We start from the raw sequence: 24062 nt of genomic DNA, 5'->3' as shown, positions 1-24062 counted from the left end.
TCCCCGCCCGCGGATCCCCCGCGTCAGCCCCTGTTCGGTGACCGCTTGCGCCGGACCCTGTTCGCGGACTCCCCGCGCCGGCCCCCTTCGGGGCCCCTCCGCCTCAGTCCCGTTCGCAGACGAAGATCGCCGTACCCGGGAGCAGGCCGCCGCGCAGCGGGGACCAGCCGCCCCACTCCGACGTGTTCCACTCCGGCCACTCCGGCTCGACCAGGTCCACCAGCCGGAAACCGGAGGAGGCGATGTCCCGGACGCGGTCGCCGAGCGTCCTGTGGTGCTCGACGTACACCGCCCGGCCCTGCTCGTCCTGCTCGACGTAGGGGGTGCGGTCGAAGTACGACGCCGAGACGCTCAGCCCCTCCGGCCCCGGCTCGTCCGGGAACGCCCAGCGGACCGGGTGCGTGACGGAGAAGACGAACCGGCCGCCCCGCCGCAGCACCCGCCGCACCTCCCGCAGCACCAGCCGCGGATCCGCCACGAACGGCAGCGCCCCGTACGCCGAGCACGCCAGGTCGAAGGAGGCGTCCGCGAACGGCAGCGCGGCGGCGTCGGCACACACCAAAGGAAACGATCCGCCGATGCGCAGCGCGTGCTGCAACTGGCGGTGCGAGAGGTCCAGGGCCACCGGACGCGCCCCCTGCGCGGCCAGCCAGCGCGCGCACTGCGCCGCGCCCGCGCCGATCTCCAGGACGGCCTTGCCCTTCAGCTCGTCCGGCGGGCCGAGCAGCTCCGCCTCCACCTCGTCGAGGCCCTCGGGACCCCACACGAAACGGTCGTCCCCGAGGAACGTGCCGTGCTCGGTCTGGTACTCGTCCGCATTCCGGTCCCACCAGCCGCGATTGGCGCGGGCGCTCTCCACGGCACCGGCCGCACGCCGGGTGGCCTCCGGTTCGGACGCTTCGGACTCTTGGATGATCGGCTCCCTCGTCGTACTGTTCCTCTTCCGCGCAGCCCTCAAGGTGGGTCGCAGAAGGCGTACCGAGAGAGACCCCGCAGAGAGACCCCGCGGACCGGCGTGGCCTGGCTGGACGCATTTTGTGCCGGGTATGCGGCGATCCGCCCCGGCTGTGCGCCTTCGTACATTGACCCTGTCCGGCTGCCCCCGTATGCTACAAGTTGCGCTGCGGGCCTGCGCTCCTCAGACGTAGCAGGCTGTGCTCGCATCTGTTGTATGTCCCCTCGGTTGTCGAGGCGCCGTCGCCGGATCACCCGGTGGGGCGCTTCCTTGGCTGTCCGGCTTCTGCAGAGCGAAACGGGCTCCTGGCGCAAGCAGTACCTACGACTTCAATGTCCGTACCGGAGCCCTTTCCCACATGACGAGCAGCACCGAGACCACCGCCACCACCCCGCAGGTAGCGGTCAACGACATCGGTAACGAGGAAGCCTTCCTCGCAGCGATCGACGAGACGATCAAGTACTTCAACGACGGCGACATCGTCGACGGCGTCATCGTGAAGGTCGACCGGGACGAGGTCCTGCTCGACATCGGTTACAAGACCGAAGGTGTCATCCCGAGCCGCGAGCTCTCGATCAAGCACGACGTCGACCCCAACGAGGTCGTCGCCGTCGGCGACGAGATCGAGGCCCTCGTCCTCCAGAAGGAGGACAAGGAAGGCCGCCTGATCCTCTCGAAGAAGCGCGCCCAGTACGAGCGTGCCTGGGGCACCATCGAGAAGATCAAGGAAGAGGACGGCATCGTCACCGGTACCGTCATCGAGGTCGTCAAGGGTGGTCTCATCCTCGACATCGGCCTCCGCGGCTTCCTCCCGGCCTCCCTGGTCGAGATGCGCCGCGTGCGCGACCTCCAGCCGTACGTCGGCAAGGAGCTCGAAGCCAAGATCATCGAGCTGGACAAGAACCGCAACAACGTGGTCCTGTCCCGCCGTGCCTGGCTGGAGCAGACCCAGTCCGAGGTCCGCCAGACGTTCCTCACGACCCTGCAGAAGGGTCAGGTCCGTTCCGGTGTGGTCTCCTCGATCGTCAACTTCGGTGCCTTCGTGGACCTGGGCGGCGTCGACGGTCTGGTCCACGTCTCCGAGCTGTCCTGGAAGCACATCGACCACCCGTCCGAGGTCGTCGAGGTCGGTCAGGAAGTCACCGTCGAGGTGCTCGACGTCGACATGGACCGCGAGCGTGTCTCCCTGTCGCTGAAGGCGACGCAGGAAGACCCGTGGCAGCAGTTCGCCCGCACCCACCAGATCGGTCAGGTCGTTCCGGGCAAGGTCACCAAGCTGGTTCCGTTCGGTGCGTTCGTCCGTGTCGACGAGGGCATCGAGGGCCTGGTCCACATCTCCGAGCTGGCCGAGCGCCACGTGGAGATCCCGGAGCAGGTCGTCCAGGTCAACGACGAGATCTTCGTCAAGGTCATCGACATCGACCTGGAGCGCCGCCGGATCTCGCTGTCCCTCAAGCAGGCCAACGAGTCCTTCGGTGCCGACCCGGCCTCGGTCGAGTTCGACCCGACCCTGTACGGCATGGCCGCGTCCTACGACGACCAGGGCAACTACATCTACCCCGAGGGCTTCGACCCCGAGACCAACGACTGGCTCGAAGGGTACGAGAAGCAGCGTGAGGAGTGGGAGCGCCAGTACGCCGAGGCGCAGACCCGCTTCGAGCAGCACCAGCAGCAGGTCATCAAGTCCCGCGAGGCCGACGCCGCCGCTGCCGCCGAGGGTGGCGAGGCCGCCGCTCCGGCCGCGTCCGGTGGCGGTTCGTACTCCTCCGAGGGCCCGGACAACTCCGGTGCGCTGGCCTCGGACGAGGCGCTGGCCGCGCTGCGTGAGAAGCTCGCCGGCGGCCAGAGCTGAACGGTCCCCGAGGGGACTGATCCCAGTCGGCTGCTGAAGCCAGGCAAGTGACCGAGGGGTCGCATCCGTTCCGGGTGCGGCCCCTCAGTCGTGCGCGCGCGGCCGGTCTTCGGCCGAGGACGGCTCTCGCCGGAGGCGGCCCCCGGCGATCGCGCGGGAGTCCGCTCGCGGCTGGTCGCGGGAGTCTCCGCGCGGTCCGTCGCCGCACAGTCCCGCACGGCTCTCCTCGTCATCCGAGGCATGCGCGCCATCCGAGGCATGCGAGACATACGAGGCATGCGACGCGCGAGAGGCATGCGACGCGCGAGAGGCATGCGACGCGCGAGAGGCATGCGACGCGCGAGAGGCATGCGACGCGCGAGAGGCATGCGACGCACTTGAGGTATTTGAGGGCGCGCCCGTACGGGAGTTGGCGCCAGTACGGCAGAAACCTGCAAGATACACGAGCAGCTGATGGGCTGTAACCGGCCACTGCGAGGCTTCCTCGGTCGTTCATGATCGAGACAGGAGCCTCAGCCATGACAGAGTCTCAGTTCGCATCGGGTACGAGCCGCCGTGACTTCCTGCGCAGCGTCGGCGTCGCCGGCGGAGCGGGAGCCATGTTCGCCACCATGGGGGCCCTCGGTCTCGCCCCCACCGCCGCCTACGCGGCCGAGAAGGACACACCGTTCCAGGCGCCCCGCCGCAGCGACTTCACCCTCCAGGGCCGCACCGGCAAGCCCGCGAAAGTCGTCGTCATCGGCGCCGGAATCGCCGGCCTGACCTCCGCGTACGAACTCGGCAAGGCCGGATACGACTGCACCGTCCTGGAGGCCCGCGACCGCGTCGGCGGCCGGAACCTCACCGTCCGCGGCGGTGACCGGCTCACCGACATCAACGGCGTGAGCCAGACGGCCGGCTTCAGCAAGGGCCAGTACATGAACGCGGGACCCGCCCGACTCGCCCAGTGGATGGTCACCCTCGACTACTGTCGCGAACTCGGCGTACCCATAGAGGTCTTCACCAACACCAACGCCGACGCGCTCATCTACAACGAGAGCACCGGCATGAGAGCCCCGGTCCAGTACCGCACTGCCAAGGCCGACGTCTACGGCTACGTCTCCGAACTGCTCTCGAAGGCCACCAACGCGGGCGCCCTCGACAGCGACCTGACGGCCGGCGACAAGGAACGGCTGCTCGCCTTCCTGAAGGACTACGGCTCCCTGGGCTCCGACTACGCCTGCACGGGCACCGAACACCGCGGCTACGCCCTCGCCCCCGGCGCCGCCGGCACCCCCGGGAAGGAACTCGGCGACGTCCCCACGCTCTCCGAGGTCTTCGCCTCCAACGTCGGCCGGTACTTCTCCTTCGAGTTCGGCTACGACCAGGCCATGCTGATGTTCCAGCCGGTCGGCGGCATGGACCGGATACCCAGTGCGTTCGCCCGCGCCATCGGCGAGGAGCGGATACGCACGGGCGCGCCCGTCACAGACATCAAGAACACCGGAGACGGCGTCGTCGTCACCTACACCCAGCACGGCCGCACCAGGACCGTCACCGCCGACTACTGCATCGCCACACTGGCACCGCACATCCTCGCGAAGACCGCGCACAACCTCGGCTCCGCCGTGCAGACCGCCCTCCTCGCCGTACGGCCCTCCCACGCCTCCAAGATCGGCCTTGAGTACAAGAGTCGCTGGTGGGAGCAGGATTTCAGGATCTTCGGCGGCATCACCGAGACCGACATGGACCTGGACCACATCTGGTACCCGTCCTACGGCCACCTCGGCGACCGCGGTGTCGTCATCGGCTACTACAACACCGGCGCCCACTCCGACGCGTATTCGGCGCTCACCCCCGCCCAGCGCCTGGAACGCGCCCTCTCCCAGGGCGTCAAGATCCACGGCGACAAGTACCGCACCGAACTGGCCACGTCCTTCTCGCACCAGTGGAAGCTCGCCCCCTACCTGGAGGGCGCCTGGCACTCCATGCCCGGCGGCCCCGACGCCCCGGCGTACGCGCCGCTCAACCAGGCGCAGGGCAACGTGTACTTCGCCGGTGACTACCTGAGCTACCTGGACGCGTGGCAGCACGGGGCCATCTCCTCCGCCCGCAAGGTCGTCACCGAACTGCACCAGCGCGTCCTCGCCTCCTGACCTCGCCCCGCCCACCGAGGCCGGGCCGAGAGCGGGCCGGGGCAGCGCCGAGAGCGCGCCGAGGTCGGCCCGAGGTCGGGGCGAGGTCGAGGTGAGGTCGAGGTGAGGTCGAGGTGAGGTCGAGGTGAGGTCGAGTACTGCGGGGGAGGACCGCAGGGCAGACCGTGGGGGGAGGCGGGAATGCCCGCGTCCCCCCGGGCGTTGAGCCCTGGGGAACAGAGGAGGAGCGGTCACAGTGCTTGATCCGCAGGGTTTGTACGCATGGGAGCCGAAGGGGCTGGCCGTCGTCGACATGGCGCTGGCCCAGGAGTCGGCCGGTCTTGTCATGCTCTACCACTTCGACGGATACATCGACGCGGGCGAGACCGGCGACCAGATCGTCGACCGGCTCCTCGACTCGCTGCCCCACCAGGTCGTGGCCCGCTTCGACCACGACCGGCTCGTCGACTACCGGGCCCGCCGCCCGCTGCTGACGTTCAAACGGGACCGTTGGGTCGACTACGAGGTCCCGGCCATCGAGGTCCACATGGTCCAGGACGCCACCGGCGCGCCCTTCCTGCTGCTGTCCGGACCGGAACCGGACGTCGAGTGGGAGCGCTTCGCCACGGCCGTACGGCAGATCGTGGAGAGGCTCGGTGTCCGCCTCTCCGTGAACTTCCACGGCATCCCCATGGGCGTCCCGCACACCCGCCCCGTGGGCATCACCCCGCACGGCAACCGCACCGACCTCGTCCCGGGCCGCAGCCCCTTCGACGAGGCCCAGGTGCCCGGCAGCGCCGAGGCGCTGCTGGAATACCGCCTCATGGAGGCCGGACACGACGTCCTGGGCGTCGCCGCGCACGTCCCGCACTACATCGCCCGCTCCCCGTACCCGGACGCGGCACTCACCGCTCTGGAGGCCATCACGGCGGCCACCGGTCTGGTCCTGCCCGGCATCGCGCACTCGCTGCGCACGGACGCGCACCGCACCCAGACCGAGATCGACCGGCAGGTCCAGGAGGGCGACGAGGAGCTGACGGCCCTCGTCCAGGGCCTTGAGCACCAGTACGACGCCGCCGCGGGCGCCGAGACCCGGGGCAACATGCTCGCCGAACCGGTCGAGATCCCGTCGGCCGACGAGATCGGACAGGAGTTCGAACGATTCCTCGCGGAGCGCGAGGGCGAAGCCTGACCGACGCCACGAGCAGAGAGCACCTGCGATGCAGAGAGCACCTGCGATGCAGGGGACGCATGCGATGCAGGGGACGCATGCGATGCAGGGGACGCATGCGATGCAGGGGACGCATGCGATGCAGGGGACGCATGCGATGCAGGGAACGCGTGCGACGCGCGCACGGCACGTATGCGACGCGCGCACGGCACGCGATACACGGAACGCACGGAGTGCGGGGTGCCGACCTCCAAGGTCGGCCCGCACCGCCCCCTCCGCCCGCGGAGCGGAGCGTCTAGGCTTTCGCCCATGCTGAAAGTTGGTCTGACCGGTGGGATCGGCGCCGGCAAGAGCGAGGTGTCGCGGCTGCTCGTCGACCACGGTGCCGTACTGATCGACGCGGACCGCATCGCGCGCGAGGTCGTCGCGCCCGGCAGCCCGGGACTCGCGGCGGTGGTCGAAGCCTTCGGCGACCGGATCCTCACCGCCGACGGCAGCCTGGACCGGCCCGGACTCGGCGCGATCGTCTTCGCCGACCCCGACAGACTGGCCGTCCTGAACTCGATCGTGCACCCCCTGGTGGGCGCCCGCTCCCGCGAACTGGAGACCACGGCCGCCCCCGACGCCGTCGTAGTCCACGACGTCCCGCTCCTCGCCGAGAACGGCCTCGCGCCGCTCTACGACATCGTGGTCGTCGTCGACACCAGCCCCGAGACCCAGCTCGACCGACTCGTACGGCGGCGCGGCATGACCGAGGAGGACGCACGCGCGCGTATGGGCGCGCAGGCGACCCGTGAGAAACGCCTGGAGATCGCGGACGTCGTCATCGACAACGACGTACCCCTGGACGCCCTGCGCCGCCGCGTCGCCGAGGTATGGACCGACCTGGTCCGCAGAGAGCGGGCCCACCGCGCCGGCTCCCGGCGGGCACCGGGGGAATAGCCCGCACGCGCGCGGGCGTTGAATGTCGTCTGCAAGGGAAGGACTGTGCCGTGCCCGAGACCAGCGGATCGCCCGGACGTACCCCGGAAACGCACGTCATCGACTTCCGTGCCGCCGAGCAACTGCTCAACGCGCGGGATCCGCGGGGCGCGGTGAAGCTGCTCGACGGAGTCATCGCCGCGCACCCCGAGAACACCGCCGCCCGTCTGCTGCGCGCGCGTGCCTTCTTCGCCTCCGCACAACTGAGGCCCGCCGAGCTGGAGTTCACCATCGTCCTGGAACGCGAACCGGACAACGCGTTCGCACACTTCGCGCTCGCCCGCACCTACGAGCGCCAGGGCCGCCGTGACCAGGCAAAACGCCACTTCCGGCTGGCCGCAGCACTCGACCCGAACCCGCAGTACCTGAAGGCCGCGCAATTCGATTCCTGACCCCGGCGAACGGGCGGACAAGCGGACGGACGGACGGGCGTGCGTGGCTAGGGGTGACGGTGCCGCGGCGGACGCCCGTAGGACGGACGGCTGTGCGGCGGGCGACGGTAAGGGGGCGGGACCTCCGGTGGCGAGTACGGCGGCATGTCCCGGCCCGGCTGATAATGCGGACCCTGCCGGATGTGCCTGAGGACCACGGCCATGTCGACGGTGGCCACCAGCCACAGCACTCCGCAGGCGGCGGCCCAGCCCGGACGCCCGACCAGCGCGAACGCCGCCGTGCCGAAGACGGCCCAGACCAGCCCCCACACGCTCAGCCAGAACCGCGCCCGCAGCGCACTGCGCGCGGTCGTCGGTTCACTGCCCGTACGCATCGGATCACCACTCCTGCTTGCAACGTACTCTTCGACCAGCGCCCCGACCAAGGCACACACGTCCGCTGGGACATGGACGCCGCGCGCTGAGACGTGGACGTATGCATCGACCAGGACATACGCATCGACCAGGACGTACACATCGACCAGAACGAGACGCGAACGTCGTCCGAGAGGGGAACCGCGTGGTGCTGCCCGCCGCCGAGGACCTGCCCGAGCTGCTGCTCGACCTGAGCGTGCCCCACGAGGACATCAACGAACTGGTACGCCTCCACCGCACCGTCACCGGTGACGCCGGCGCGCTGCGGCTCCTGGAGGAGTGCGTCGAGGACCTGGTCCGGGACATCGGTGTCCCCGGCCGCCCGGTGCGGCCGGCGGAGCGACTCGCCGAGGCACCGGCGCGGACGGGCCCCTACTTCCTCGCCTACGTCTTCCTCGGCGCCCTCCCGCACACGCGTGCGTACCACCGCGACCGCGGCATCCCGGCCGACGTCTCCCGGCGCACCCTCGCCGACCTCGGCCGGGCCATGGCCGTCCACCGCAGGCAGCACGGCCACGGCGGGGTGCAGGCATCCGACTGGCTCGTCCGCCACTTCCGCGGCGCGCTGTACCAGCTCGGCCGGCTCCAGTTCGAGCGGACGGCGCTCGGGGAGCAGGCGGCACACCTGATCACGGAGAGCGGGCGGCCGGTCTCGCCCGGTGACCCCGCCCTCGCCCTCCACATCCCCGACTTCTCCGGACCACTGACCCCGGCCGCCTGCGACCGCTCCCTGGCGCGTGCACGAGAGTTCTTCGCCCGGCACTTCCCCGAGGAACGGCACCGGATCGCGGTCTGCCACTCCTGGCTGCTCGACCCGCAGCTGAGGCGGTACCTGCCCGCGGACTCCAACATCGTCCGCTTCCAACAGCGCTTCCGCCCCACCCACGAGGACACGGAACCGTCGGACACCGACCCCGTCCGGTTCGTGTTCGGCGACCCCGACCTTCCCGTCGACGACCTCCCCCGACGCACATCCGTCGAGCGTGCCGTCGTCGACCATCTGCGGGCCGGCGGCCACTGGCACCTCGGACACGGATGGTGCGCGCTGCACCCGGCACCGCCCCACACGTAGTTCCCGACGCTTCCTCGGAGTTCCCGACCAGGCCAGAAGTACTCGAACGAGTGAACTAGCCCACCCCAGGAACGCCCCAGCCACACCCACCCGTTGTTCGGGCATGACGGTAGAAATGCGAGACGGATACCAGGGAACAGGGCCCGGCGCGATCACTCCGGACGGCTGCGCCGTGGAGCTGTATTCACGCCTGCCGGTGAACAACGAGCCCGACATCATCGCCGCGGCCGTGCCCGCCGGAGCACACATCCTGGAGCTGGGCTGCGGTGTGGGACGCATGACCCACCCCCTGATGGAACGTGGCTTCACGGTCACCGCGGTGGACGAATCCACCGAAATGCTGGAACGCGTCCGCGGGGCGCGCACGATATGCAGCCCGATCGAGGATCTCGACCTGGGCGAGACGTTCGACGTGGTGATGCTCGCGTCGTTCCTGGTGCACGCCGGGGACATAGAGGTACGGCGGGGCCTGCTGCGCACCTGTGCCCGACACGTGGCGGAGGGCGGCAGCGTGCTCATCCAGCGGGAGGGCGAGGACTACCACACGAATCTGCCCCGGGAGCGGGTCGACCCCAGCGGCTTCACGATCCGCATGGTCTCGGCCGAACCGGTCGGCGACGGGGTGAACTCGGTGCTCGCGGAGTACGAGTTCCCGGACGCGGTCTGGACACAGACGTTCCTGGCCCGGCCGCTGACGAAGGAGCAGTTCGAGGCCGCGCTGGCGGAGGCCGGACTGGAGGTGGCCGAGTATCTGACACCGGACCGGGTGTGGGTGCGCGCGGTTCGGGCGGCCCAGTGAGCTGACGGCACAGCTTCACCGGCTGACGGCTGTGCATGTCCCGCTCGCCTCGCCGGAGACCCCGTCCGGCCGCCTACGCCGTACGGCCGGCTCCGCTACGGTCTTCGACGCGTCCACCTCCGCCACGGCCTTCGGCGCCGCCGGCTCTGCCACGGCTCTCGGCGCATTCGTCTGCGGTTACACGTCCGGCTCGGCCGTACGTCGAGTCCACATCGGCGCGAAGACTCCGCGCCCGCATAACGGTGGGAGGGTGGGAGGGGGGAGGGGGGAGGCCCACCGATGTGGCTAGCGTGCTCCCGGGGGTCGGTTCCCCAGTGCCCGCAGTGCCCGTAGCCGTTCCAGCTCGCGGCGGTCGCGTTTGGTGGGGCGGCCGGTTCCGCGGTCACGCAGGCCCGCGGGGGCGACAGCCTCACGGGGCGGGGGCGGAGGTGAGTTGTCGACATAGCACTGAATCGCCACGGGGGCGCCGACCCGCTTGCGGATCAGGCGTTTGACGATGACGATGCGCTCCCGGCCCTCCTGCCGAAGCCGCACCTCGTCGCCGATACGCACGGAGTAGGCGGGCTTCACGCGCTCACCGTTGACGTGGACGTGCCCACCACGGCAGGCGGTGGCACCCATCGAGCGGGTCTTGATCAGGCGCACCGCCCAGATCCAGCTGTCGATGCGGACGGTCTCGCCCTTGCCGGGACCGGCCGCATCAGCGGCGGCGACCGCAGCGGTGACCTTGGGATCCAGAGCGTCGCCGGAGCCGGATACCTCAGGAGTCTCATCGGGCTCGTCGTCGGCACGCGACCCGTGACCCTCGGTGGAGCCGTCGGCAAGGTCGTGGTCCGGGGCGCTCGCCCGCGTGTCCTGCCGGGCCTCCGTACGGTCCGCGGGCCGGTGTCCGCCGGTGCCGGATCCGTCGGACGTCCGGGCCCGGCGCACATCGGATCGCCCGCTCGCCGTCGGAGCGCCGGTCCCGCCTGCCCCGTGGTTCCTGTTCTCGACCGCGTCCTCGGAAGCCATGCCCCGACCTTAGCTCTCGGGACCGGGAGACACCGCAGCGTTTTCCGCGCCCGCCACCCGCCGGCCCGTCCGCTCGGCCGCGCGCCACTCCGATCTGTGCGTTCGTCGCGACGGGGGCGATTTCTCGGCAGGCATTCGGCGGGCATACCGTATCGGCAGGCATACCGTAGAGGAATGGACAGCAGCGGTCTCGACGATCTCGACAGCCTCCACGGTGTCGACGAACTCGATGATCTCGGCGGTCTCGACCGTCGTATCGCCGGTTGCCGGGCCTGCCCGCGGCTGGTCGCCTGGCGGGAGGAGGTGGCCCGCACCAAGCGCGCCGCCTTCAACGACTGGACGTACTGGGGTCGCCCCGTGCCCGGGTACGGACCGCCCGACGCCCGGCTGTTGATCGTCGGGCTGGCTCCCGCCGCGCACGGCGGCAACCGGACCGGCCGCATGTTCACCGGCGACCGCTCGGGAGACGTGCTGTATCAGGCGTTGTACGACATCGGGCTGACCTCGCAGCCCACCTCGGTGAGCGCGGACGACGGTCTGGAACTGTACGGCGTACGCGTCACCTCACCCGTGCACTGCGCCCCACCCGCCAACAAACCGACCCCCTCCGAACGCGACACCTGCCGCGCCTGGCTGGTCCGGGAACTGACGCTGCTGCGGCCCACCGTGCGGGCCGCGGTCGTGCTGGGCGCGTTCGGTTGGCAGGCCGCGTTGCCCGCGTTCGCCGAGGCGGGCTGGACCGTCCCCCGCCCCCGGCCGGCCTTCGCGCACGGCACCCGGGTGTCGCTCGGCGGCCTGGACCTCTTCGGCTGCTACCACGTGAGCCAGCAGAACACGTTCACCGGCCGACTCACCCCCGACATGCTGCGGGACGTGCTGCGCGCGGCGGCGGACGCGGCCGGACTTCCCGGAAAGAAATGAGAGGACGGACCCGTCGCGGGACGGGGTCTACGCGCTGATCACACGGATCACGGCTGCCACACATAGCGAACGTCCGGTTCCCGCTCCTCGTTCCCGCTGCCGTCCGTGAACTCGACGGCGACGAAGCCGTGCCGCTCGTAGAAACGGTGGGCGGGCTCGTTGACCTGGAAGGTCCACAGGGTGAGGCCCCCGGGGCTGCGTTCCTTGGCCAGGCCGACGAACCGGTCGCCGATACCGCGGCGCCGCCAACCGGGGTCCAGATAGAGCTGGGAGAGCAACGTGCCGTCGAGGACCATCACCCCCACGATCACGCCCCCGTCGGCCGTTTCGCCGACCCAGGTCTCCCTGAGCGGCACGACGACGTTCCGGAAGTGGTTGCGGACGTCGTCGTCGGAGCGCGGACGCACGACCGTCGGCAGCGCGGCGTCGTAGGAACGCAGCCAGACGTCGGCGGCGGCCCGTGCGTCGGACGCGACGGCCCGCCGCAGGACGACGTCGGTCACGTAGGCCCCGGCGCTCACGCCGGCATTCCCCCTCGATCGTGCTTCGTGGCGGCTTCGCCGACGACGGAGGCGCGTCGGTGCCCGAGCGGCGAGAAGCGGGCGGAGACGGTGACACATTGGGGCACGGCGACTCCTGGCACGGGTGGTCGACGGAGGACGATCCGCCGATCATCCCGGGGCGGGTTCCGCATCCGCATCCGAATTATTCGGCTCGCACGTCCGGCTCACCACACATACGCTTCCCGCGACCTCCATCGCACCGCGCACACCCGGCTGTACCGCATCTCGCCGCGACACAAGCCACCACCCCTGCGCGCCGAACCACTCCACCACGCCCCACTCCACCACGCCCCACTCCACCACGCCCCTGCCCAGCCCACGCCACCTCATCTCGCACCACGCCGCACCATCGCGTACCCCACCTCTGCCCCACCCGCCGGAGTCTCTTTCATGCCGTCCCAGCCCGATCAGCCCGATCAGCCCGATCAGACCTTCCTGGACACCACCGCCGACCGTCTCGCCGCGCTCCGCGGTGTGTGCGCCGTGGCTCTCGGCGGCTCCCGGGCCCAGGGAACTCACCGTCCCGACAGCGACTGGGACCTCGCCGTCTACTACCGAGGTCACTTCGCCCCCGCCGACCTGCGCGCACTCGGCTGGCCCGGCGAGGTGTCGGAGATCGGCGGCTGGGGCGGCGGGGTGTTCAACGGCGGCGCCTGGCTGAGCGTCGACGGCCGTCGCGTCGACGTGCACTACCGCGATCTGGACGTGGTCGAACACGAACTGGCGGAGGCGCGGGAGGGCCGCTTCCGGGTGGAGCCGCTGCTCTTCCACCTCGCCGGGATCCCCAGTTACCTGGTCGTCGCCGAGCTGGCGGTCAACACGGTGCTGCGAGGTGAACTGCCGCGCCTCGGGGCCTATCCGCCGAAGCTGCGCCGTACGGCTCCCGGACACTGGTACGGCACCGCCCGCGCCACCCTCGGCTACGCCAAGGCCAACCACGCACCGCACGGCCGTCTCACCGAGGTCGCCGGCGCCCTTGCCGTGGCCGCCGCCCAGAGCGCCCACGCGGTGCTGGCGGCGCGCGGGGAATGGGTGACCAACGAGAAGCGGCTACTGGAGCGGGCGGGACTGCGCGCCGTCGACGACATCGTGGCCAGGCTGCACGGCGGTGGGCCCCACGGTGACGGGTCGCCCGGCGACGCCCCGTCCGGCGACCGCCTGCATGGGGATGGGCCGCCCGGTGACGCGCCGGACGGCGATGCTCTCGTGGCCGGGATCGAGCGGGCCGAGGCCCTTTTCGAGGAGTCGGTCGCGACAGCTCGCGCTCTCCTGGGTATCGAATAATCATTCGAGATGGCGGAGTTGCCCCGGTAGCGTCTTCCTCGTGGCGAAACGCAACCAGATCATCGCAGTCGAGAAGGGCATCAAGTCCAAGGCGCACCAGGACCTGACGACCGCGCACCACGGGCTGCAGAAGCCCGCGTTGCTCGCGGGCATCTCCCGGACGTACCAGCCGAAGGACGAGGAGGGCGAGCAGTTGCCGCCCGAGTCCACGCGGGTGCAGGTCATGGCCGAGGACGTGCTGCGGGAGACCGCGGCGACCCTGACCCGGCTGTTCGACGTGACCGCCACCAAGGACTGGGCCAACTGCACCGCGCGGGCGGACGTGACGGTGGACGGACGGGTGCTTGTCGCCGACGCCCCCGTGTCCTACCTGCTGTTCCTGGAGAAGCAGCTCGTCGACCTCAACACCTTCGCGCGGAAGCTGCCGGTGCTCGACGCCTCCGAGTCGTGGGCGCAGGACCCGTCCACCGACGCCTGGAAGACCGAGCCGGTGCGGACCGTGCGGACCAAGAAGATTCCGCGCAACCACGTCAAGGCGGAGGCCACCGACAAGCACCCGGCCCAGGTCGAGGTCTACTACGAGGACGTGCCCATCGGGTACTGGACCACCGTGAAGTTCTCCGGCGCCCTCCCGGCCCGGCGGGTCAACGAACTCCTCGGCCGGGTGGAGAAATTGCAGCAGGCCGTGAAGTTCGCCCGCGAGGAGGCGAACGGCACCGACGTGGTCGACCAGCGGGTCGGTGACGCCGTGTTCGGGTACCTTTTCGGCCGGCCGGACGGTGGTGCGGCCTGACAGACTCCCCGGTCCCTGGTGACCGGGGTGCGCGAGGAGCGCAAGCTGAAGCTGAAGCTTGTCGTGACGGAGCGGTTCCAGTGGAGGTTCGAGTCCTCCCCGCGGCATTCATCCCGTGCCGCGGTAGCCCAACCGGCAGAGGCAGACCGCGTTCAATCTCAGACTCTCGCTCCAGACTCAGCATTCGCCGCCGATCGCCGGATCGACCGGGCCCAGGCCCCAGCGCGTCGAAATGCTGGTTCAAGTCCAGCCCGCGTAGCTCGATACGCGGTGGTCCAAAGGCAGGACGCGACGACTTGACGACTGACCTGGGTCCTCAAGCGTGCCGGCGTGTGATCGTGGGCGGCATTCAAGGGCCCGGGGGCAGGCTACGCCCCCGGGCCCGCTCCCGTTCGGTTCCTCTTTCGCCCCTCGCCCGCATCCCTGACCGGTTCCTCGTCCAGTTCCTCTTTCGTCCCTCGCCCGTATCCCCGCCCGTATCCCCGCCCGGTTCCTCGTTTGGTACCTCGATTGGTTCCCCCTGCCCGTTCCCAGTACGGACCCTGGTCGCCGCCGACCGCCTCGACGCCCGCGGACAGCTCGCCATGCCCGGCCTGATCAACTGTCACACCCATACGCCGATGGTCGCCCTGCGCGGCATCGCCGAGGACCTGCCCACCGGCGAGTGGTTCAACGACGTCATCTGGCCGGTCGAGGCCAACCTCACCGAGAAGGACGTGCAACTGGGCGCGCTGCTCGCCTGCGCCGAGCTGATCCGCGGCGGCGTTCCCTGCTTCGCCGACCACTACTTCGCCATGGACACGGTCGCTTCTGTCGTCGCGCGGTGCGGGATCCGGGCCCATCTCGGCCAGGTGTACTTCTCCTCGCAGGGGACCTCAGGGACGTTCGGCGTCCCTGGAGTTCGCGCTGCGTCACCGGGGCGGGGCCGACGGCCGCATCACCACGGCTCTGGCCCCGCACGCGCCGTACACCGTCACGGAGGCGGACCTCGCCGCCACCGCCGACCTCGCCCGTGAACACGGCCTGCCCGTCCACATCCACGCGGCCGAGAACCGCGACCAGACCGATATCGGCCTGGCCCGGCACAGCGTGACCCCGATCGAGACGCTGCACCGGGCCGGACTCCTCGATACCGATCTGCTCATCGCTCACGGCACCGGCACCGGCATCGTCGACCGCGACCTGCCCCTGCTGGAACGGACCTCGGGCCGTACGGCGGTGGCGACCGCGCTCCGCGGCTACCTCAAGTTCGCCTGGCCCACCACCACTCCCGTCCGCGCCCTGCGCGACATCGGCGTCCCGGTCGGGCTCGCCACCGACGGCGCCGCCTCCAACAACTCCCTCGACGTCTGGGAGTCGATGGCCCTGACCTCGCTGATCCAGAAGTCCAGTACGGGCGATCCGCGGTGGCTGACGGCACGCCAGGCCCTGCATCACGCCACGCTGCAGAGCGCCCGGGCCGTCGGCCTGGGGGAGCGCGTCGGCAGCCTCGTGCCGGGCCGCCGGGCCGCCGGGCCGCCGGGCCGACCTCGTCGACCTCACCGGCCCGCACACCCAGCCCGTCCACGATCTCCCCGCCACGCTCGTGCACAGTGCACGCTCCTCCGACGTACGCACCACGATCGTCGACGGCCGGATCCTGATGCGCGACCGCGCGTTGTTGACCATCGACGTCGCCACGGTGGTGGAGGAGCTGACGGCTCGGCTGCCCGCGCTCATCGCCCGCAGCCACGGCCGCCGTGTCCAGAAGTACGACACCTGAGCACGCGGGGCACGCGCATCCGTAACCTCACGCACCCGCGCACCCGCGCACCCGCGCACCCGCGCACCCGCGCACCCGCGCACCCGCGCACCCGCGCACCCGCGCACCCGCGCACCCGCGCACCCACGCACCTGTGTACCCCTGTGCACCCACGCGTCCGCGCATCCGAGCGCTCGGGTGTCTGACCACCGGGTTCCACTGCCTAGGCTGGACCTCGTGGATCTCGCGGACGGCCTGCTCGACCATCCCTACGACGTGTACCGCCGGCTGCGCGACAGTGCGCCGGTCCACCGCATCACCGGCCCCGACGGCACCCCCGCCTGGCTCGTCACCCGCTATGACGACGTGCGGACCGCCCTCGCCGACCCCCGGCTCTCGCTCGACAAACAGCACGCCACAGCCGGCACCTACAAGGGTTTCTCCCTGCCGCCGGCGCTGGACGCCAATCTCCTCAACATGGATCCGCCCGACCACACACGCGTACGCCGACTGGTCGGCCGGGCCTTCACACCGCGCCGCGTCCAGCAGTTGCGCGCACCGATCCGGCGCACCGCCGACGCGTTGCTGGACGCGCTCGGCCCGCACGGCAGCACCGACCTCGTCGCCGCCTACGCGGCGCCCCTGCCGATCACCGTCATCTGCGATCTGCTCGGCATCCCCGACGAGCACCGGTTGGACTTCAGGGACTGGACCGACGTCCTCGTCGCGCCCGATCCGGCCCGGCCCCAGGCCGGCAAGGAGGCGGTGGTGGCGATGCTGGGGTACTTCACCCGGCTGCTCGGCGACAAACGCGCGGACCCGGGTGACGACCTGCTCTCCGACCTGATCGCCGTGCGTGAGGCGGGTGACCGGCTGAGCGAGGACGAGCTGATGTCCCTCGCCTTCCTCATCCTCTTCGCCGGATACGAGAACACGGTGCAGCTCATCGGCAACTCCGTGCTCGCCCTCCTCGCCCACCCCGCCCAACTCGCCGAACTGCGCCGGGATCCCGGCCGGCTGCCGAGCGCCGTCGAGGAGTTCGCCCGCTACGAGGGACCCGCCCTGTTCGCGATCCGCCGCTTCCCGGTCGAGGACGTGACGATCGCCGGAGTGACCGTGCCCGCGGGCGAGACGGTCTGGCTGTCGCTGGCCGCCGCCAACCGCGACCCCGCCCGTTTCCCGCACCCCGACCGCCTCGACCTCGGCCGTGACGCCACCGGTCACCTCGCCCTCGGTCAGGGCATCCACTACTGCATCGGCGCGCCGCTGGCTCGCGTGGAGACCGAGATCGCCCTGTCCGCGCTGCTGGAACGGTTCCCGGATCTCGCACTCGGCGACGGCGGGTTGCGCTGGCGCCGGTCGCTACGCGCGCGTGGCCTGGTCGCGCTCCCCGTGACCTACTGACCTCCCAGAAAACGGGCCGCGAATGACCTCCGGGAACGGGGGCCGCGAAAAAAATTTCCCACGCGGCGATGAGTTCCGCCCCGCCCGTCGGTCACCACTGGAAACGCAGCGTCGTGGCCGTCGTACAGGAGGGGTCCATGCGGTTACCGGAGGTCGTCTCGCGTGAGCAGTGGCGCGCGGCGCGGGCGGATCTGCTCGCCAAGGAGGAGGCGGTCACCCGCGCGCGTGACGTGCTCAACGCGGAGCGGCGCGCGCTGCCCGTGGTCGAGATCGACTCGGAGTACGTCTTCGAGGGCGGCGACGGCAAGGCGACGCTGCTCGACCTCTTCGAGGGACGGCTCCAGCTCATCGTGTACCACTTCATGTTCGCGCCCGAATGGGATGCGGGCTGCCCCAACTGCTCGGCGTTCCTCGACCAGGTCGGACACCTGGCGCACCTCCACGCGCGCAGGACGTCGTTCGCGGCCGTGTCCCGGGCACCGTTCACCCGGATCCTGCCGTTCAAGGCGCGGATGGGCTGGACGCTGCCCTGGCTCTCGTCGTACGACAACGACTTCAACCGTGATTTCGAGGTGACCCTGGAGCAGGAGGGCCGGCTCGTCGAACGGCCGGGGATCAGCTGCTTCCTGCGGGAGTACGACCGGGTCTTCCACACCTACTCGGCGTACGAGGACGGGCTGGACGGGCTGGGCTCCGTCCCCAGCCTGCTGGACCTGACGGCGCTCGGCCGCACGCCCGAGGGCAGTGACCGCGTCCGCTATCACGACGAGTACGACTACTGACCCGGGACGGCGGGCCACCGACCTGGGACGTGGGCTGCTGACCCGGGACAGGCGAGCGGGCTGCTGACCTCGGACAGGACCGTGGGTCACCGGCCCAGGTCACCGGCGCAGGTCACCGGGCCAGGTCACCGGGCCGCTGACTTGGGTCCGCGGACGGCGGGCTACTGACCCGGGACGGTGGGCGTGGGCAGCTTCGTGGTGAACTGCTCCGCCTGGAGTCCGTACAACTCGGCGTAGACCCCGCCGAGGGCGAGCAGTTCGTCCGGGGTGCCGGACTCCACGAGCCGGCCGTGTTCGAGGACGTGCACCAGGTCGGCGTGGCGCACCGACGCCAGCCGGTGGGTGATCAGGACGACGGTCTGGCCGCTGCCCGCCAGTGCCCGGATCTTCTCGAAGACCTCCAGTTCGGCGCGTGCGTCCAGGGCGGCCGTCGGTTCGTCCACGATCAGGATGCGTCCGCGCCGGTATGCCGCGCGGGCGATGCCGAGCCGCTGCCACTGACCGCCGGACAGTTCGTGCCCGCCGCTGAAGTTCCGGGCCAGCAGCGTGTCCAGGCCGTGCGGCAGATCCGCGACCACCTCCTCCGCGCCCGCCTCGGCGACCGAGGCGGCGAGCCGTTCCTCGGTCAGGGGCGCCGAGGAACGCCCGACGGCCACATTGACCCGGGCTGTGAACGGCCACCGCTTGAAGTCCTGCGCCACCATCGCGATCCGCTCGGCCAGGTCGTGCCGGTCGGCGGTCGCCGCGTCCACGCCGTCCCACAGGATCTGGCCCTTGTCCGGCTTGTACAGGCCCGCGAGCAGCTTGACCAGTGTCGTCTTGCCGGAGCCGTTCTCGCCGACCAGTGCCACGATCCTGCCGAGCGGCAGGGCGAGCGTGACGTCGTCGAGCGCGGGCCGGGCGGCGTCGCCGGGGTAGCTGAACGTGACGTTCTCGAACCGGACCTCCTTCGGGTCCTCGGGCAGCGGCCGGCCGCCGACCGGGATCGCCCGCTCGGCGGCCTCGACGTACAACCGTTGCAGATCGCCGACGAACAGGGCTTCCTCGTGCAGTTGGTTGATCTCCAGGACGAGGGTGTCGAGGCTCGCGGAGCCCGTGCGGATCGCGATCACCGCCGTGCCCGCCACGGACAGCGCCATCGCGCCGGTCAGCAGCAGCCCGCCCAGCGTCGCGTACGTCGCCACCGTCGCGAGGCCCGTCCAGGCCGCCGCGATCAGGCCGGTGCGGGCCGCCAGCCGGGCCAGCCGCTCCTGTTCCGCCTCCGCGGTCTCCGACATGTCCCTGAAGTGCCGCAGCAGGAACGGGCCGACGCCGTGCACACGGATCTCGGGGGCGGCCTCCGGCTCGGTGAGCAGATTGGCGATCAGATGTCCGGCACGGGCGTGCTGCACCCAGGTGTGGAAGGACTCGTAGCGGCGCCGGGCGTTGGTCAGCGCGCCCCACGCGCTGGGCAGGGTCATGGTGATCAGCAGCGGCAGCAGTGCCGGGTGCAGCACGGTCAGCACGCCGGCCGCGGCGACCAGCGAGATCGCCGCGTTCACCACCCGCGTCCCGTACATGATCATGCGGCGGGCGGACTGGGCGCCGTACTGCGCGGTGTCCAGCAGTTTGTGGAAGGCGTGGTCCTCGATGGCGGACAGTTCCACGGCCGCCGCCCGCTCCAGGTACAGCTCGGTCGCCACCCGTTCCACCTTGGGTTCCAGGCGGCCGGTCGCGTACGTCGACGCGGCCCGCAGCAGTGCGGCCACCAGCGTCACCGCCGCCATGGCGATCAGGGCCGGCAGGGCGCCGCGCAGCCGTTCCTCGATCGGGCCCGTGCCGATCAGCTGTCCCAGCACGCTGTTGACGGCCAGCAGGCTGACCGCCTGGGCCGCGCCCCGGCCCGTCTCGGCGGCGAGCACCGTCCGCGCGGCGCGCGGGTCGGCCCGCCTGGCCAGCCGGAAACTGGACGCCAGCATTCCGGGCAGCCGGGTCACCATCGCCCGGAAGTCCAGTTCCAGGAAGGCGTCCCGGTGCTGGTTCCATCCCATGTCGTAGCGCAGCGGCCCGCCGAACAGCAGCCGCTCCGAATCGGACACCTCCGGTGTGATCCGATCGCGCGTCTTTCCCACCACCGACCTCCCCCGGACATGGACGGACGGCCACTATCGCGGGACCGTCCGCCGCCGGGCAGAGCGCGAACAGGGAGACAGGGAGCACGCGGGCGTACGCTGCCGCGGGCACACCGTGGCCGCGGTCTCGGCGGGCCGGGGCGGGCGCGCGTCCGGCGGATCGTGGCGGCCTGCGTCCGGATCCGGGGCCCGACCGGCGGCCGCACGCCGAGCGGGCCGTGCCGCCGACGGCTACGCGCTGAGCCGGCGGGACCAGTCCGGGGTGGTTCCCGTGACCCGGCACAGGGCCAGGTAGAGCGGGATCGGCGGGGTGTACGGGACGGTGTCGTCCGGCCGGTGGATGAGGCGGGTGGTGGAGGGGAGGCGCGCGCCCGGCGCATAGTGCACGGGGGCCGGCCAGACCAGCGCGTAGTCGGAGTCCGACGGCACGATCCACCACCAGTGCGACCCGTCGGCGTACACGCAGCCCAGCCGCGGCAGCCGCGGGACGACGAGCGGCCCGAACCGGGCGGGCACCGCGACCGCGTCGCAGCCCAGGGGGGTCGTCATGCCCTCGGGCAGCACGAGCGGTCCGAGGGCACCGGCGGTACCCGGCGAACGCTGCTCACGTTGCAGGCGCACGAGGGTGTCGAGGCCGCGTACCGGACCGGGTTGGCCGCGCACCGGACCGGACTGGCCGCCTCCGTGACCGGATGAGCCGTTCACTTGACTGGACGAGCTGCTCACTTGACCGGACATGCCGTACGTCTGACCGGACAGACCGCGTACCTGACCGGGTTGGGGGACACCGCTCACCGCCATTCGCGCCTCACAGACTGCCGTGTCTCCGGCTCGGACGTCCTGTGGTACTGCTTGCGCACCCGCTCCTCCTCGCCGGGACCACGGGCGGTGCCCGGTTGCGGGCGGGCGCCCCAGCCCAGGTCGTTGCGCGGATCGTCCGCGTCGGGGGCGGTGTCGGCCTGGCGCGGCAGCTCGGCCCAGACCAGCAGGCCCGGCCCGTGCTCCTGGGCGCCCCAGGCCCGGCACATGGCGCCGACGAGAAGCAGTCCCCTCCCGTGCTCCTCCTCCGACCGCTGCGAGGACGGATGGGGCGTACCGGGCGCGCAGCCCTCGTCACGCACCGCTATGCGCAGCACGTCGTCGTGGTCGTGCAGCTCGCAGACCACCCGCCGGCTTGCCGTGTGCACGATCGCGTTGGTGACCAGCTCGGATATCACCAGGACTGCGGTGTCGCAGGTGTCCGCGCGCACCGACCAGCCGGACAGCCGGTCCCGTGTCAGGCGTCTCGCCTGGGCGGGGGAGCCCGGATGTGCGGCAAGCTCGAACCGGAACCGGCGCTCGGCAGCGGCCTGACCTGCGGCTGCTCCGGCGTCGGCGCTGAGACCCGGTCGGTCTGCGGCGGCCTCTGCTCCTAAGGGCACGGACGGAATCACGCTTGCCACTATCGCCCCGCTGTGAACACTTGGCAAGTGTCACTATGAAAATTGCAGAGTGCTGTATGACTCGGTCGAGGGCCGTGGCACACTGCTCGCAACAGCACGGCCGGCGGCGCCAGTTCGGATCATCGGCGATTCAGTGGAACACCGATCGCTTCTTCGAATGGCGCCGCAGGGCTGTCCGGATTCATGCGTGTGCAGACGTGGAGGTGGAACGTGAGCGAACCGCGGTCCGCGCCGACCGTGGGCCAGGTGGTTCTCGGCCGGCGCCTGCTGGACCTGCGGGAACGCGCTGGTCTCAAGCGCGAGGAGGCCGCTCACATTCTCCGGGTGGCCCCCGCCACCGTCCGTCGTATGGAGATGGCCGAAGTCGCCTTCAAGATCCCCTACCTCCAGTTCCTGCTGAAGGCGTACGGGGTCACCGACGGCGAGGCCGAGCAGTTCGTGCTGCTGGCCGAGGAGGCCAACAAGCCCGGCTGGTGGCAGCGGTTCCACGACATCCTGCCGGGCTGGTTCTCGATGCATGTCAGCCTCGAAGGCGCGGCCAGCCTGATCCGCTCGTACGAGCCGCACTTCGTGCCCGGCCTGCTGCAGACCGAGGACTACGCGCGCGGCGTCCTGGTGGCCGGAGCCATAGGGCAGGCCCAGCCCGAGGACATCGAAGGCCACGTCGCACTGCGGATGCGACGCCAGGACCTGCTCACCCGTACCGACGCGCCCCGTTTCTGGGCGGTGATGGACGAAACCGCGCTGGTCCGCCCGGTCGGTGGTCCCGAGGTGATGCGCGCGCAGATCGACAAGCTGCTTGAGGCCGCCGAACTGCCCAACGTGACTCTCCAGATCGCCCCGCATGCCAACGGCCCCCATCCGGGCACATTCGGGCCTTTCGTGCTGTTCCGATTCGCCGTGTCGGAATTGCCGGACATGGTTTACAGCGAGTACCTGACCGGCGCCGTCTACCTGGACGCGCGCTCGGAGGTGGCGACCCACCTTGAGGTCATGGACCGCATGGCGGCGCAGGCCGCCACGGCACATCGCACCAAGGAGATCCTCAGGGATCTTCGCAAGGAGTTGTAATGGAACGTATCAAGCCCCAGCCCAAGTCGTTGCTCTACGGGCAGCGGATCTACAACGGCATGCCCGCGCGCGAGCTGGGCAGCGAGGGCTGGCACAAGCCGTGGAGCGGCGGCAACGGAGGCAACTGTCTGGAAGCCATGAAGCTCGCCGACGGCCGGATCGCCGTCCGTCAGTCGACCGACCCGGACGGGCCGGCGCTGATCTACACCTCGGACGAGATGACCGCCTTCATCGAGGGTGCGAAGGCAGGTGAGGCGGACTTCCTGCTGTCCTGAACTCGGCTCGTTGATTTTTATCTGACTCGACTTCCCCCCTATTGGCACAGACTTGGTACGGACTTGATCATTCACCGCGTCAGACACTTATGGAGTGCCGTATGACCGGGCAGGACCGCACGGCCACCGAGATCGACACCAGCAGGCCACACCCCGCGCGCATGTACGACTGGTACCTCGGGGGTAAGGACAACTACCCCGTCGACGAGGAGATGGGCCGGCAGATGCTGGCACTCGAACCCCGGGTGCCGGTGATGGCCCGGGTCAACCGCGCGTTCATGCACCGGGCCACCCGCTGGCTGGCCCGGCAGGGTGTACGGCAGTTCCTGGACATCGGCACCGGCATACCCACCGAGCCGAACCTGCACCAGGTCGCCCAGGAGATCGCGCCCGACGCCCGCGTCGTCTACTGCGACAACGACCCGATCGTGCTGGCCCACGCGGCGGCCCTGCTGCGCAGCACGCCGGACGGCGTCACCGAGTACCTCCAGGCCGACGTGCGCGATCCGGCCGCCATCATCGAAGGGGCCAGGCGGATCCTGGACCTCGACCGTCCCGTCGCGCTGTCGCTCGTCGCGCTGCTGCACTTCGTCTCCGACGAGGACGGCGCGCACGAACTGGTCGGCCGGCTGCTGTCGGAACTCCCGTCCGGCAGCTACCTGATGATGACCCACGCCACCGCCGACTTCACCCCGGAGGAGTCGGCGGCCGCCACCGCGAAGCTCAAGGGGGCGGGCGTGACACTCGCGCTGCGCTCCCGCGAGGAGTTCAGCGCCTTCTTCGACGGCCTGGACCTGGTCGAACCCGGGGTCGAGATCGTCCACAAGTGGCACCCCGAACTGGGTGAACCGGTCGCCGGTCAGGACGACGGCGTCATCCCCGGGTACGGGGCGGTGGGGCGCAAGCCCTGACCA

Annotated in this window: 22 protein-coding genes and 1 pseudogene; 16 read left to right on the top strand and 7 right to left on the bottom strand. The window is 70.6% G+C overall.

The window, feature by feature from the left end:
- Positions 1-103 precede the first annotated feature (103 nt).
- Positions 104-958 (bottom strand): class I SAM-dependent methyltransferase, encoded by an 855-nt coding sequence (locus ACFC09_RS25860; protein ID WP_376532478.1) that lies wholly within the window; start codon positions 956-958, stop codon positions 104-106.
- 355 nt (positions 959-1313) lie between these two features.
- Between ACFC09_RS25860 and rpsA the strand changes: the two genes are divergently transcribed.
- From rpsA to ACFC09_RS25835, 5 genes are all read left to right on the top strand, one after another.
- Positions 1314-2807, top strand: a complete 1494-nt coding sequence (rpsA, locus tag ACFC09_RS25855) for a 30S ribosomal protein S1 (RefSeq protein WP_376532476.1) — start codon at positions 1314-1316, stop codon at positions 2805-2807.
- A gap of 518 nt (positions 2808-3325) precedes the next feature.
- Positions 3326-4942: a flavin monoamine oxidase family protein gene (locus tag ACFC09_RS25850; protein ID WP_376532474.1), complete on the top strand. Its 1617-nt coding sequence runs from the start codon at positions 3326-3328 to the stop codon at positions 4940-4942.
- 235 nt (positions 4943-5177) lie between these two features.
- Positions 5178-6113 carry a PAC2 family protein gene (locus tag ACFC09_RS25845; protein ID WP_376532472.1) on the top strand — a complete coding sequence of 312 codons (936 nt, stop codon included), beginning with the start codon at positions 5178-5180 and terminating at the stop codon, positions 6111-6113.
- Between the two features lie 288 nt (positions 6114-6401).
- Positions 6402-7034, top strand: a complete 633-nt coding sequence (gene coaE / locus ACFC09_RS25840) for a dephospho-CoA kinase (protein WP_376532470.1) — start codon at positions 6402-6404, stop codon at positions 7032-7034.
- 50 nt (positions 7035-7084) lie between these two features.
- A complete protein-coding gene (locus ACFC09_RS25835) occupies positions 7085-7465 on the top strand; it encodes a tetratricopeptide repeat protein (protein WP_376532468.1) in 381 nt (126 codons plus the stop codon).
- A 47-nt stretch (positions 7466-7512) separates the two neighbouring features.
- Here the strand turns inward: ACFC09_RS25835 and ACFC09_RS25830 are convergent, their stop codons facing one another.
- Positions 7513-7839: a DUF6343 family protein gene (locus tag ACFC09_RS25830; protein WP_376532466.1), complete on the bottom strand. Its 327-nt coding sequence runs from the start codon at positions 7837-7839 to the stop codon at positions 7513-7515.
- Positions 7840-8027: 188 nt separating this feature from the next.
- Here ACFC09_RS25830 and ACFC09_RS25825 point away from each other — a divergent pair, with 188 nt between their 5' ends.
- Positions 8028-8951, top strand: a complete 924-nt coding sequence (locus tag ACFC09_RS25825; protein ID WP_376532541.1) for an acyltransferase domain-containing protein — start codon at positions 8028-8030, stop codon at positions 8949-8951.
- A gap of 115 nt (positions 8952-9066) precedes the next feature.
- A complete protein-coding gene (locus ACFC09_RS25820; RefSeq protein WP_376532464.1) occupies positions 9067-9750 on the top strand; it encodes a class I SAM-dependent methyltransferase in 684 nt (227 codons plus the stop codon).
- A 285-nt stretch (positions 9751-10035) separates the two neighbouring features.
- Here ACFC09_RS25820 and ACFC09_RS25815 read toward each other — a convergent pair whose 3' ends face one another.
- Entirely contained in the window at positions 10036-10488 is a 453-nt protein-coding gene (locus tag ACFC09_RS25815) for an RNA-binding S4 domain-containing protein (RefSeq protein ID WP_376532539.1), read from the bottom strand.
- Positions 10489-10935: 447 nt separating this feature from the next.
- Here ACFC09_RS25815 and ACFC09_RS25810 point away from each other — a divergent pair, with 447 nt between their 5' ends.
- On the top strand, positions 10936-11682 hold the full coding sequence (locus ACFC09_RS25810) for a uracil-DNA glycosylase (RefSeq protein WP_376532462.1): 747 nt from the start codon (positions 10936-10938) through the stop codon (positions 11680-11682).
- Positions 11683-11729: 47 nt separating this feature from the next.
- On the opposite strand, the gene ACFC09_RS25805 is transcribed toward ACFC09_RS25810, so the two are convergent.
- Positions 11730-12203: a GNAT family N-acetyltransferase gene (locus tag ACFC09_RS25805; protein ID WP_376532460.1), complete on the bottom strand. Its 474-nt coding sequence runs from the start codon at positions 12201-12203 to the stop codon at positions 11730-11732.
- Positions 12204-12635: 432 nt separating this feature from the next.
- Between ACFC09_RS25805 and ACFC09_RS25800 the strand changes: the two genes are divergently transcribed.
- The 5 genes and pseudogenes from ACFC09_RS25800 to ACFC09_RS25780 all read left to right on the top strand — a co-directional run bounded on the left by ACFC09_RS25800 (position 12636) and on the right by ACFC09_RS25780 (position 18249).
- The gene (locus ACFC09_RS25800; protein WP_376532458.1) at positions 12636-13529 is read left to right on the top strand and encodes a nucleotidyltransferase domain-containing protein; all 894 of its coding nucleotides are present in this window, start codon (positions 12636-12638) and stop codon (positions 13527-13529) included.
- 40 nt (positions 13530-13569) lie between these two features.
- The gene (locus ACFC09_RS25795; protein ID WP_376532456.1) at positions 13570-14322 is read left to right on the top strand and encodes a hypothetical protein; all 753 of its coding nucleotides are present in this window, start codon (positions 13570-13572) and stop codon (positions 14320-14322) included.
- A gap of 542 nt (positions 14323-14864) precedes the next feature.
- Positions 14865-16084 (top strand): annotated as a pseudogene (locus tag ACFC09_RS25790) (amidohydrolase); the annotation flags it as partial.
- Between the two features lie 216 nt (positions 16085-16300).
- Positions 16301-17467 carry a cytochrome P450 gene (locus ACFC09_RS25785; RefSeq protein ID WP_376532454.1) on the top strand — a complete coding sequence of 389 codons (1167 nt, stop codon included), beginning with the start codon at positions 16301-16303 and terminating at the stop codon, positions 17465-17467.
- Positions 17468-17604: 137 nt separating this feature from the next.
- Positions 17605-18249: a DUF899 domain-containing protein gene (locus ACFC09_RS25780; RefSeq protein ID WP_376532452.1), complete on the top strand. Its 645-nt coding sequence runs from the start codon at positions 17605-17607 to the stop codon at positions 18247-18249.
- Positions 18250-18410: 161 nt separating this feature from the next.
- Here the strand turns inward: ACFC09_RS25780 and ACFC09_RS25775 are convergent, their stop codons facing one another.
- The 3 genes from ACFC09_RS25775 to ACFC09_RS25765 form a co-directional block, all read right to left on the bottom strand.
- Positions 18411-20279, bottom strand: a complete 1869-nt coding sequence (locus tag ACFC09_RS25775; RefSeq protein WP_376532537.1) for an ABC transporter ATP-binding protein — start codon at positions 20277-20279, stop codon at positions 18411-18413.
- Between the two features lie 312 nt (positions 20280-20591).
- Complete coding sequence (locus ACFC09_RS25770) at positions 20592-21023, bottom strand: hypothetical protein (protein ID WP_376532451.1); 432 nt, start codon at positions 21021-21023, stop codon at positions 20592-20594.
- Positions 21024-21151: 128 nt separating this feature from the next.
- Positions 21152-21802, bottom strand: coding sequence for an ATP-binding protein (locus ACFC09_RS25765; RefSeq protein WP_376532449.1), 651 nt, complete (start codon positions 21800-21802; stop codon positions 21152-21154).
- 210 nt (positions 21803-22012) lie between these two features.
- Here ACFC09_RS25765 and ACFC09_RS25760 point away from each other — a divergent pair, with 210 nt between their 5' ends.
- The 3 genes from ACFC09_RS25760 to ACFC09_RS25750 all read left to right on the top strand — a co-directional run bounded on the left by ACFC09_RS25760 (position 22013) and on the right by ACFC09_RS25750 (position 24059).
- Positions 22013-22873 carry a helix-turn-helix domain-containing protein gene (locus ACFC09_RS25760; RefSeq protein ID WP_376532447.1) on the top strand — a complete coding sequence of 287 codons (861 nt, stop codon included), beginning with the start codon at positions 22013-22015 and terminating at the stop codon, positions 22871-22873.
- Positions 22873-23148: a DUF397 domain-containing protein gene (locus ACFC09_RS25755; RefSeq protein WP_376532445.1), complete on the top strand. Its 276-nt coding sequence runs from the start codon at positions 22873-22875 to the stop codon at positions 23146-23148. The genes ACFC09_RS25760 and ACFC09_RS25755 overlap by 1 nt, the downstream gene beginning before the upstream one ends.
- Positions 23149-23249: 101 nt before the next feature.
- Positions 23250-24059, top strand: coding sequence for an SAM-dependent methyltransferase (locus tag ACFC09_RS25750; protein WP_376532443.1), 810 nt, complete (start codon positions 23250-23252; stop codon positions 24057-24059).
- The last annotated feature ends 3 nt before the right edge of the window (positions 24060-24062 follow it).

Source organism: Streptomyces sp. NPDC056161 (genome assembly GCF_042268025.1).
Lineage (GTDB): Bacteria > Actinomycetota > Actinomycetes > Streptomycetales > Streptomycetaceae > Streptomyces.
Note: the sequence above shows the minus strand (reverse complement) of the source record. Positions and strands in the feature narration are given on the sequence as shown.

Bases quoted from the DNA above. Each gene is read 5' to 3' on its own strand.
- rpsA (WP_376532476.1), top strand. From the start codon at position 1,314: ATGACGAGCAGCACCGAGACCACCGCCACCACCCCGCAGGTAGCGGTC.
- ACFC09_RS25850 (WP_376532474.1), top strand. From the start codon at position 3,326: ATGACAGAGTCTCAGTTCGCATCGGGTACGAGCCGCCGTGACTTCCTG.
- coaE (WP_376532470.1), top strand. From the start codon at position 6,402: ATGCTGAAAGTTGGTCTGACCGGTGGGATCGGCGCCGGCAAGAGCGAG.
- ACFC09_RS25830 (WP_376532466.1), bottom strand. From the start codon at position 7,839: ATGCGTACGGGCAGTGAACCGACGACCGCGCGCAGTGCGCTGCGGGCG.
- ACFC09_RS25820 (WP_376532464.1), top strand. From the start codon at position 9,067: ATGCGAGACGGATACCAGGGAACAGGGCCCGGCGCGATCACTCCGGAC.
- ACFC09_RS25810 (WP_376532462.1), top strand. From the start codon at position 10,936: ATGGACAGCAGCGGTCTCGACGATCTCGACAGCCTCCACGGTGTCGAC.
- ACFC09_RS25800 (WP_376532458.1), top strand. From the start codon at position 12,636: ATGCCGTCCCAGCCCGATCAGCCCGATCAGCCCGATCAGACCTTCCTG.
- ACFC09_RS25780 (WP_376532452.1), top strand. From the start codon at position 17,605: ATGCGGTTACCGGAGGTCGTCTCGCGTGAGCAGTGGCGCGCGGCGCGG.
- ACFC09_RS25775 (WP_376532537.1), bottom strand. From the start codon at position 20,279: ATGGGATGGAACCAGCACCGGGACGCCTTCCTGGAACTGGACTTCCGG.
- ACFC09_RS25755 (WP_376532445.1), top strand. From the start codon at position 22,873: ATGGAACGTATCAAGCCCCAGCCCAAGTCGTTGCTCTACGGGCAGCGG.
- ACFC09_RS25750 (WP_376532443.1), top strand. From the start codon at position 23,250: ATGACCGGGCAGGACCGCACGGCCACCGAGATCGACACCAGCAGGCCA.